14 protein-coding genes are annotated in these 8,906 nt (G+C 33.1%); all 14 read left to right on the top strand.

Features of this window, described 5'->3' with window-relative positions:
* A partial coding sequence (locus tag FAY33_RS19690; protein WP_185967715.1) for a hypothetical protein occupies positions 1-315 on the top strand: 315 nt, incomplete at its 5' end.
* A 12-nt stretch (positions 316-327) separates the two neighbouring features.
* Positions 328-801, top strand: a complete 474-nt coding sequence (locus tag FAY33_RS18630; RefSeq protein WP_143322879.1) for a hypothetical protein — start codon at positions 328-330, stop codon at positions 799-801.
* Positions 802-809: 8 nt separating this feature from the next.
* On the top strand, positions 810-1,664 hold the full coding sequence (locus FAY33_RS18625; RefSeq protein WP_143322878.1) for a hypothetical protein: 855 nt from the start codon (positions 810-812) through the stop codon (positions 1,662-1,664).
* A 56-nt stretch (positions 1,665-1,720) separates the two neighbouring features.
* On the top strand, positions 1,721-2,443 hold the full coding sequence (locus tag FAY33_RS18620; protein WP_143322877.1) for a hypothetical protein: 723 nt from the start codon (positions 1,721-1,723) through the stop codon (positions 2,441-2,443).
* 48 nt (positions 2,444-2,491) lie between these two features.
* The gene (locus tag FAY33_RS18615) at positions 2,492-2,722 is read left to right on the top strand and encodes a hypothetical protein (RefSeq protein ID WP_143322876.1); all 231 of its coding nucleotides are present in this window, start codon (positions 2,492-2,494) and stop codon (positions 2,720-2,722) included.
* A gap of 338 nt (positions 2,723-3,060) precedes the next feature.
* Positions 3,061-3,315 (top strand): phage holin family protein, encoded by a 255-nt coding sequence (locus FAY33_RS18610; protein ID WP_143322875.1) that lies wholly within the window; start codon positions 3,061-3,063, stop codon positions 3,313-3,315.
* A gap of 20 nt (positions 3,316-3,335) precedes the next feature.
* Positions 3,336-4,256, top strand: a complete 921-nt coding sequence (locus FAY33_RS18605) for a peptidoglycan recognition family protein (protein ID WP_143322874.1) — start codon at positions 3,336-3,338, stop codon at positions 4,254-4,256.
* Between the two features lie 11 nt (positions 4,257-4,267).
* Positions 4,268-4,636 carry a hypothetical protein gene (locus tag FAY33_RS18600; protein WP_143322872.1) on the top strand — a complete coding sequence of 123 codons (369 nt, stop codon included), beginning with the start codon at positions 4,268-4,270 and terminating at the stop codon, positions 4,634-4,636.
* Positions 4,637-4,888: 252 nt separating this feature from the next.
* Entirely contained in the window at positions 4,889-5,659 is a 771-nt protein-coding gene (locus tag FAY33_RS18595; protein ID WP_143322871.1) for a BRO family protein, read from the top strand.
* Complete coding sequence (locus FAY33_RS18590; RefSeq protein WP_143322868.1) at positions 5,652-6,185, top strand: hypothetical protein; 534 nt, start codon at positions 5,652-5,654, stop codon at positions 6,183-6,185. The genes FAY33_RS18595 and FAY33_RS18590 overlap by 8 nt, the downstream gene beginning before the upstream one ends.
* 23 nt (positions 6,186-6,208) lie before the next feature.
* Positions 6,209-6,532, top strand: a complete 324-nt coding sequence (locus FAY33_RS18585; RefSeq protein WP_143322866.1) for a hypothetical protein — start codon at positions 6,209-6,211, stop codon at positions 6,530-6,532.
* A 1-nt stretch (position 6,533) separates the two neighbouring features.
* Positions 6,534-7,025 carry a hypothetical protein gene (locus FAY33_RS18580; RefSeq protein WP_143322864.1) on the top strand — a complete coding sequence of 164 codons (492 nt, stop codon included), beginning with the start codon at positions 6,534-6,536 and terminating at the stop codon, positions 7,023-7,025.
* A gap of 525 nt (positions 7,026-7,550) precedes the next feature.
* On the top strand, positions 7,551-7,736 hold the full coding sequence (locus FAY33_RS18570; protein WP_143322859.1) for a hypothetical protein: 186 nt from the start codon (positions 7,551-7,553) through the stop codon (positions 7,734-7,736).
* Positions 7,737-7,827: 91 nt separating this feature from the next.
* Positions 7,828-8,892 (top strand): site-specific integrase, encoded by a 1,065-nt coding sequence (locus FAY33_RS18565; RefSeq protein WP_243126841.1) that lies wholly within the window; start codon positions 7,828-7,830, stop codon positions 8,890-8,892.
* The last annotated feature ends 14 nt before the right edge of the window (positions 8,893-8,906 follow it).

The following is an 8,906-nucleotide window of genomic DNA, read 5'->3' as shown; positions in this document are numbered from 1 at the left end:
GAACCTAATCAAAGTCCAATTTTATTGGATATCGCTTATAAAGGCAATGCAACGATTAAGCTAGGCGGAGCATATAAAACCTTCACTGGTTTAATTACAGATGAAGATGGCAATGCGTTGGAGCAGACTGGGGTATGGGAAATTCAATCAGAGTTTAAGGATAAAATAACCACTTCGGTTACTGGAAACAATATTAAGATTAGGATATCAGATGGAAACTACGATTTAATAAGTAAAACTTTTTCACTTATATTTTCAACTGAAGATGAAACAGTAAAAAAGAACTTAACCATTGGCATTGAATCATCACTATAGGAGGGAAAGCATATGTTAAAGGAATTGGGTAGATATAAAATAACTTTGCTTTCTTTGCTAAAGAATAGTGATAATATATGTAAAATATTATTGGGCGATAATTATGAAAATGAGAATTATGATTTAGATTCTGAGTTGGAAAAATATTTAATACCACATCTCTATATACAGGGAACAATAAAAGAAAAAAGAAGCTATATATTGTTTGATACAGGTATGTATAAAGGCGGTTCGTCAATTAAAACGATGAGAATAACAATACAGGTTATTTGCGATAAAAGTATAATCGAATGTAAACCTCCAAGAGGATATTATGGTTTTAAGTATGATGTTTTAGCCCAATATGTAGAAGAGTTATTGTGTGAGATAAAAGATAATGGCAGAAAATTCGGGATTGGCATACCTGATTTAGTTACTGTTAATGATTTTTTAATCAATGATTATGTAGGACATACTTTAACTTTTGACGTTAAAGATTTTAGGTAGGTGCTTATATGAAATTGGAATATGCAGATTTAATATCACCATATCCATACAAATTAATGGTTCAATTAGATCAGAATCTGCTTTTGATAGGAAGTATAAAGTCTCCTACTCTTAAGGAAATTTGGAATCCGGATATTACATATAGTCGTTACCATGGATTTATTGGATTGTTGCTTATGAATCCACAAAAATACTGCGAGACAAATAAGCCTGAAATGTTGGAATGGTATAATTCCCTAAGTGAAGAAGAGCAAAAACACATTAACATGATGTATTTTATAGAAAAAGACATTGAACTGCAACAATTATATGTGAAAATGTTAAATTTCTTTTTTTGTGAAACAGTATTTTGGGAATCGGAGTACAAAGTATTTTTTGTAATTGGTGATGGAATCAACTATGACGCTAAAAAACATAAATTTTATACAATTGGTGATAACGGAATATTAATTGATTCGAATAAATTCGGCTATATAACAGGAAATATTTTAACTATTGTTTGCAATATAATATTGCAAAGATGTGGGATACCCATTTTAGAAACAGATGTGGACTTATCAAAAGTAAAAAGTAAAAAGGCCAGAGATATTATCAAAAAGCTTAAACTTGGTAAAAAAAAATCTAATGAAAACAGCAGACTAAATAAAGATGATGAATTACCAAATCTTATTACTGCTATCTCAGTTAAAAGTAATTCAATTAATTTCACCAACGTATGGGACTTAACGGTATACCAATTTTACGAGCATTTTAAAAGAGAACAGGGAAATGTTCTTTTTGATATATATAGTGCAAGGGTTGCTGCCCATGGAAATGAAGATAAGTCATTTATAGGAAATGAATGGTATAAAACTGGTAACTAAACACGTCGATATGACGTGTTTTTTTTATTTATAAACAACAAGGAGGAATTTTATAAATGGGACAGACATTTGCAAACAGAGAAGTTTGTGATTTAATCTTTGAAGATTATGCAACAAAAAAGCCGTTTCTAAATATGGATTATGCAAACGTTAGTACAACTGAAGTCACAGGCGAGACTGTATTTGCTTACGGAGGTAAAGGGCATCCGAAGAGAGTTTCGTTCTCTGGAGAGAGAGGTGGAACGTTAACAATTGAGACTCAGATTCAGAGTTTTAAGTTATATCAGCTTTTGACTGGCGGTGATATTTCAAACACTGCCAAGTTTATGGTTAGGGAAGTATTAACTGTGGCAACAGGTAAGATTACCTTGTCTTCTGCTCCTGCTACTGGGGCTGCTGTTAATGTATTTGCAGCTGACGATGATTGTGGGGAGGCTTTAACTGTAACAGTCACCGGGACAGAAGTAACAATCACTGGAGCAAATGACAATGATAAGGTGATTGCTTATTATGTCAAGGAGTTTACAGACAAGGTTCAAAGAATTTCCATTAAAGGTAGTTCCTTCCCGAAGGCATTTACTGTATATGGTGATACGGTAATGAAAAGTGAAGATGACGAGCTTCTTCCATATAAGTTTGTAGCTTATAAGGCTTCTCCTCAGTCTAATATGAGTATTGGCATGTCTAACACTGGTGACCCAGCCACCTTGACTATTACATGTGATTTAATGGTTAATGATAAAAATGAGATGTTGGATCTCATTCTTGAAGAAGAATAACAACTATCATGGGAGTGGATTATCCACTCCCTTTTTATGAGGTGGATAATGATTGAACTCTGTAATGTAATTAATTTCAATAATAATACGAATATAGTTATTGCAACTTTTAAAGGTAAGCAAATTCAATTTGTTACAGATAGAAAGATTGCTTCTACATCTATATACGTGGAGAAGACAAAAGACGGATTTAAAGTTGTTGACAAAAATGAATATATGAAATCCCTGAAACCCAAAATAAAAAGTAAATTAGAAAATTTAGAAAACATAGAGGATTGAAATAAATTATAGGTCATATATTTCAATCTTTTGGGTTGCGTATATGACCTATTTTTTACGAATGGAAAGGAAACTATAATTGATTAAATGTAAATCTTTTGACGATGTTAAAAAGGTTTATGGTGAAGATAATCTGATTAAAATATGTAATTTAAAACAAATTGTTACATATGCAAAAATGAGTTGCCAACCCGTTTGGCTAGACGAAGGCTACGACGGGAAATTAATCGGATTTTATTATAAACCAGAGACATCTATGGCGTGGTCATATTGGAAGGATCATAAACCAGACTAGGTTACTATAAAATTTAACTTTGCTGAGAAAAGGAGAAATAATTATGGAATTTTTAAATGAATTTATGTTACCAGTAGTATTGGGTATCTGCTTGTGCTTTGGATATATTCTAAAGAACTGGGTAAAAGACGTTGACAATAAGTATATCCCAACGATTTGTGCTGTAATCGGCGTTGTATTGGCTTCCTGGCTAAGCAATTGGGCAGTTACTCCCCAGATTGTGTTAAGTGGAATGGTGAGCGGATTGGCTTCTACGGGATTCCATCAAGCTCTGAAACAGTATATTGAAAAGAAATAATATAAAATGGAGGTTATGATATGAATATAAACAAGTATCTTACTCCTTACAATCATACTGCTGGCAAAATAGATCGTATTAAGTATATTGTAATTCATTATGTGGGAGCATTAGGTAGCGCAAAAGCCAATTGTAAATATTATGCAGAAGGTAATAGAAGTGCTTCAGCTCACTACTATGTAGACTTTGATGGCTCTATCTGGCAGTCCGTTGAGGATAAAAACGTCGCTTGGCATTGTGGTGCCAAAAAGTATAACCACCCGGAATGTCGTAATGCAAATAGTTTGGGAATTGAAATGTGTGTTCGTAACAAAGATAGTATGGCGAGTGACTCTAAAGACTGGTACTTTGAAGATGCTACGGTGCAGGCAACCATCGAATTAACAAAAAAGCTAATGGATAAGTACGGTGTTGACGAAAATCATGTAATCAGACATTACGATGTGACCGGGAAAATCTGCCCAAACCCCTATGTATTTAACCATACAAGACACACATGGAGAGATTTTAAGGAAGCACTAAAAGATAAAAAGAGATATGGTTGGCACAATGAAGATGGTGGTTGGAGATATTATTTAGGGGATTCCGAAGGTAATGCTACTACATATGTAAAAGGCAACTGGTATAAATGGAAATCAGACAAGGATAAAAATGAATACTGGAGTTTCTTCTTAGGTGATAACGGTTTCGCAATTTGCAACGACTGGTATCAGCATAATGATAAGTGGTATTTTTTTAATGAAGATTGTGTAATGTTGAGTAATCAATGGAGGCATATAAATGATAAATGGTATTATTTCTGCAATTCTGGAGAAATGGTCACTTCTTCATATGTGAAATCGAGAAGTAAAGATAATGTGTACTACAAAATAAACAAAGACGGGATTTGGGAAGGTGAGGAAGAGATAAATCCAGATACTAGCCATTTCAAAGTCTTCTAAGGAGGAATGGTATGGATGAAAAATATCCTGAACTTGCTGTAGAACTACAAGAGGTAAAAAGTCGAGGTGAATCAAATCAGAGAAGAATTGATAAACTCGAAATGGGCATGGAAAAATTAAATGAGACACAGATATCTCTTGTAAAGATAGCTAATAGCGTTGAGAATATCGGTAAATCTGTAATCAGCATGGATGGGAAAGTATCTAAGATTCAGGAGTCGCAGGACGCTTTAACCGTAAAAGTTACAGAAATTGAAAATCGACCAGCTAAAGAAACCAAGAAGTTTACTGACAACATCAAGGAAAAACTATGGTACCTCGTTATAGGTGGAATTGCCGTAACCATATTGTATCAAATCTTACCAAATTTCAAATGGTAATTTAATAAGGACAGATGAGCACTTATCACTCTTCTGTCCTATTTTGATTAATAAAAACATCTATCTATGCGTCAATAGGTTTAGATAGGTGCTTTTATTATGCCTAAATGCGGAGGTTATTGAACCGCATTATTTGATTTGAGTAGAAGAATATCATGAGGTCGCTCCCATGAAAAGTGGTCATCTCCTTCCACGCTCTTCTACTCTTTTGTTAATTAAGGAGATAAATAAAAAATGAAGGAGAAATAATAAATGAATAAAATGATGAAAATTTTTAATAATGAAGAGTTTGGTAATGTTAGAGTTATTGACATTAATGATAAGCCTTATTTTGTGGGTAATGATGTTGCAAGAGCGTTAGGTTACGTTGAGCCAAAGAATGCTATTTTGAGACATTGTAAGGGGGCATTGAAACAGTCCTTCCTTACAGAAGGTGGGAAACAAGAATTAAAAGTTATACCAGAAGGCGATATCTATAGACTTATTATGAAATCAAAATTACCATCTGCTGAAAGATTTGAATCGTGGGTTTTTGACGAGGTTTTGCCATCAATCCGCAAGCACGGAATATATGCCACTGAAGAAACCATTGATAAAATTTTGAACGATCCTGATTTTGGAATCAAACTATTGACGCAACTTAAAGAGGAAAGAAATAGGAATGTTTTATTAAACAAAGAGAATGACGCTTTAGCAGAAAAGAATCTTAAATGGGCTGGAAGAAAATTTATTAATGCTTGTGTGCGACGATATGCCGGTTTTGCTTGTGAAGGAAATTTCGGTAATGCCTGGACTGAATTCAAGAAAGAAATTTTATACAAACATAGTATTAATCTTAATTCAAGAATTACGCACTATCTAAATAGTACAGGGAAGAAAACAAAACCCAAAACGTTAGATATGTTAGATGATTTAGAAGTTCCAAAAGCAGTGTCTACGATTGTTTCTATGTGCAGAGAAAAGGCGGTAGATATTTCTGATTTGTTAGAGAATGTAGATGATAAGGAAATGTCTAATGAATAGTGGTAAGATTTTCGAGAACGCCTTCAAGAAGTCAATTCCAGATTATGTGCTATATCATAGGTTAAACGATTCTACAGGTACATTTTCTGGTGGTAGTAATCTAAGATTTTCTCCAAAGCAACCATGTGACTCATTTCTATGGAATGGGCGTACAAATACATTTTACGCATTAGAACTTAAAACAAGTAAATCTGGTTCATTCTCTTATGAGGACATAAATTGCGAAGAGAAACAGCCATCAAAAATGATACATAAACATCAGATATTGTCACTTGATAAACTATCAAAATATGCTGGGGTCGTCAGTGGCTTTATTTTTAATTTCAGAGATGAATCCGAATTAATTGAACGTACTTATTTTCAAGAGATATGTGATTTTTTGTCAATGACGAGTAATTTGAGTAAGAAGTCGTTTAACGAAAAAGACTTATTACGGCATAATCCAATTGAAATTACTGGACGTAAGAAAATTAAGAACTGGACTTGGAATGTAGAAAAATTTCTAAATGATACCCGACTAAATTAATTAAAATATTGGAGGACTAATATATGAGCATTTTAAATAAAATCAAGAATTATTTTGGAAATAGAAAACAGGAAAAAATTGAAGAGAAAGAATTTAGAAAGACATTTATGGCTATTTCTCTCTATGTGTTAAATCAGCATAGTGATCTATTGGAATTACAGACTGAACTTACAAACAAGCAAATGGAAGCAACTGAATCAATTAATAAGTTAAATGAGTCAGTCAGTGCTAATGACATGAAAAATCTTATTCAGAATATTGACAAGATTTCAAAGAATCCAGATTTAACATCTACATACTACTCTCACATTGCCGATATCGCTCAAGCTGAAAAAGCCAATAAATAATATGGCCAATATTCAGCTAAAAAACTTAGATTCATTTCTGCTGAAACAAGTCGTCAATAAATATAAGGAATTACAAATAAAACTTCCAGAATATTTAAAGGAATTTATATACAGTGAGTTTTACAATAAGTATACCCCTTCAGACCTGTATGACCGCCAGTACCGTATTATTGACGCTATTATGGTAAGCAACATCAAAGTCTCTGGCGTTACTGTCTCGATGGAAATCTATCTCGACCCAGACAAGGCATCATATGATCCGTCTACGTGGAAAAATCCAATTACAAGAACGGTTTCGGAAATTCCGGGGGATACAGTTGAAGATGTATGGGAATTAATGAGAAATGGTGTTCATGGTCAAGAATCTATTGCTGTTACAGATGGTGATTTTTGGCAAGCATTTGTTGATTCTGTAAATCGTGGTGGTATGTATGATTTATTTCAGGATTTTAAAAAATATTTAAGCAGCACTGTTGGTATCTCAATTAAATAAGGAAGTGATATTTTGGTAAAATATGAATCTGACTGTGTCGATTGTGAATTGCCTTGTTTATATGAAGGCTGTAAATATTACCGAGTCAAAGTTCATTTCTGTGATGATTGTGGTTGTAATGAACAGCTTTATAAATTCAATGACAAAGAACTCTGCATTAATTGTATCGAGAATTTGTTGGAAAATGTCGAATAATGACGTTTAGGAAGAAAAAAGCGACGTTTAAAGCATGTTTCACATATGAAACTGGAAATATGTTACAATGCTCTTGCAGACATAAATCGAGTAAAATGTAAGAAAATCTTTTTGAAAATGGAGTTTCTTACGTGAAAATTAATTTGCGCAAATTAAGAATTGAAAAGGGGTTGACTATTAGAGAATTGGCGAAGATGTCAAGGGTCAGCATCGCAACAATTAGTAAAATAGAAAATCATGAAATACAACCAACGGTTTCAACAATATGTAAATTATGTTCTGCGTTAGGCGTAACTATTAACATAATGGTGGATTGTGAGGGTTATTACTATGATGAAGAATGGTGAAACTATGTATTTTAATTTAATTTGCGAAGAAATAGGCATCACTGGTGGGAAAATTATACACATTGATGAGAATAGGGGAAATATTGCAGACATACATAAAATTGTTGATGAGAATTTTAAAAGATATCCAAATGCAAAATGGGAAATGTATGTGATGGGAATAAGTTAATCAAATGTTATCTGTTTTAGATTTTTAAGCACTCATGCTGTCAAAGGTATGGGTGCTTTTTGTATGTAAAAATGAAAGGAAGTGATTTTAATTGGCTGCACCAGGAAGAGAAATGCCAAGTAATAAAATAACAACACCAGAATTGATTGAGAAAATCAATCCTAAGAACAAGGAATTATACGAAAGGTTTTTAAAGAATTTATCTACAAAATGTTCTCCAAAAACTATTCGTACATATCGCTCAAATTTTAATATCTTCTTTGTTTGGAATTTACAGCATAATGAAAATAAATTTTTCGTGGATATTAAGAAATTTGAACTTATGGATTTCTTTGATAAAGGATCTGTTGATTGGAATTGGAGTCCAAACAGATATGCACATGTGCATAGCACTCTCTCATCTTTTTCAGATTGGATTATGAAAATGTATGATGAAAAATATCCTCAATTTAGGAACATCGTAAAATTAATCGACAAGCAAATTAAGCAGAATGTTAGAAAGAAATCTATATTTAAAAAAGAAGATTTTGACGTTCTTATGCAATGGCTTAGTGACAATGATAAGATACAGGAGCAGTGTCTTTTGGGGTTACTGATGGCTTCTGGAACGAGAATTTCAGAAGTAGAAAGATTCACTACTGATATTATTGATTTAGAGCACACGGCATTTGAAGGGTTATTTATTGAGACTACTGAAGAAATTAAAGTAAAAGGTAGGGGTGTTCATGGAAAAATGATTCCAAGGTATTTAATCACAAACTTCTTTAAACCATATTATGAAAATTGGTTGCCAATTAGAAATGAGATTATCGAAAAAAGAGGTGCTGAACCACATAATAAAATATTTATAAAATCTACTGGTGAGCCAGCAACAGAAAGCACATTTAGAAGTTGGATGACGAAATGGGACGAACATTTACCACAACATTTTTATCCCCACGCCGCCCGCCACTTTTGGACTTCTTATCTCTCCTATATTGGTTTAGAAAAGGAACTTATTCAGCAACTACAGGCCTGGAGTACGGACGCTCTTGTGGATGTCTATAATGATAACACTATCAAAGACAAAAAGTGGAAAAGTCTCGATAAACTTAAATCGGCATTAGAAAATGAGTCGCCTATATTAAGTGAAAATACAGAAAATAATTCTCTATAAATCTGGGATTTGCT

Source organism: Clostridium sp. HBUAS56010 (assembly GCF_007115105.1).
GTDB lineage: Bacteria > Bacillota > Clostridia > Lachnospirales > Lachnospiraceae > Lacrimispora.
The sequence above is the reverse complement of the archived record's forward strand: the minus strand, read 5'-3'. Positions and strand labels throughout refer to the sequence as shown.

Bases quoted from the DNA above. Each gene is read 5' to 3' on its own strand.
- FAY33_RS18615 (WP_143322876.1), top strand. From the start codon at position 2,492: ATGATTGAACTCTGTAATGTAATTAATTTCAATAATAATACGAATATA.
- FAY33_RS18585 (WP_143322866.1), top strand. From the start codon at position 6,209: ATGAGCATTTTAAATAAAATCAAGAATTATTTTGGAAATAGAAAACAG.
- FAY33_RS18610 (WP_143322875.1), top strand. From the start codon at position 3,061: ATGGAATTTTTAAATGAATTTATGTTACCAGTAGTATTGGGTATCTGC.
- FAY33_RS18605 (WP_143322874.1), top strand. From the start codon at position 3,336: ATGAATATAAACAAGTATCTTACTCCTTACAATCATACTGCTGGCAAA.
- FAY33_RS18625 (WP_143322878.1), top strand. From the start codon at position 810: ATGAAATTGGAATATGCAGATTTAATATCACCATATCCATACAAATTA.
- FAY33_RS18580 (WP_143322864.1), top strand. From the start codon at position 6,534: ATGGCCAATATTCAGCTAAAAAACTTAGATTCATTTCTGCTGAAACAA.
- FAY33_RS18590 (WP_143322868.1), top strand. From the start codon at position 5,652: ATGAATAGTGGTAAGATTTTCGAGAACGCCTTCAAGAAGTCAATTCCA.
- FAY33_RS18570 (WP_143322859.1), top strand. From the start codon at position 7,551: ATGATGAAGAATGGTGAAACTATGTATTTTAATTTAATTTGCGAAGAA.
- FAY33_RS18630 (WP_143322879.1), top strand. From the start codon at position 328: ATGTTAAAGGAATTGGGTAGATATAAAATAACTTTGCTTTCTTTGCTA.
- FAY33_RS18600 (WP_143322872.1), top strand. From the start codon at position 4,268: ATGGATGAAAAATATCCTGAACTTGCTGTAGAACTACAAGAGGTAAAA.
- FAY33_RS18595 (WP_143322871.1), top strand. From the start codon at position 4,889: ATGAATAAAATGATGAAAATTTTTAATAATGAAGAGTTTGGTAATGTT.
- FAY33_RS18620 (WP_143322877.1), top strand. From the start codon at position 1,721: ATGGGACAGACATTTGCAAACAGAGAAGTTTGTGATTTAATCTTTGAA.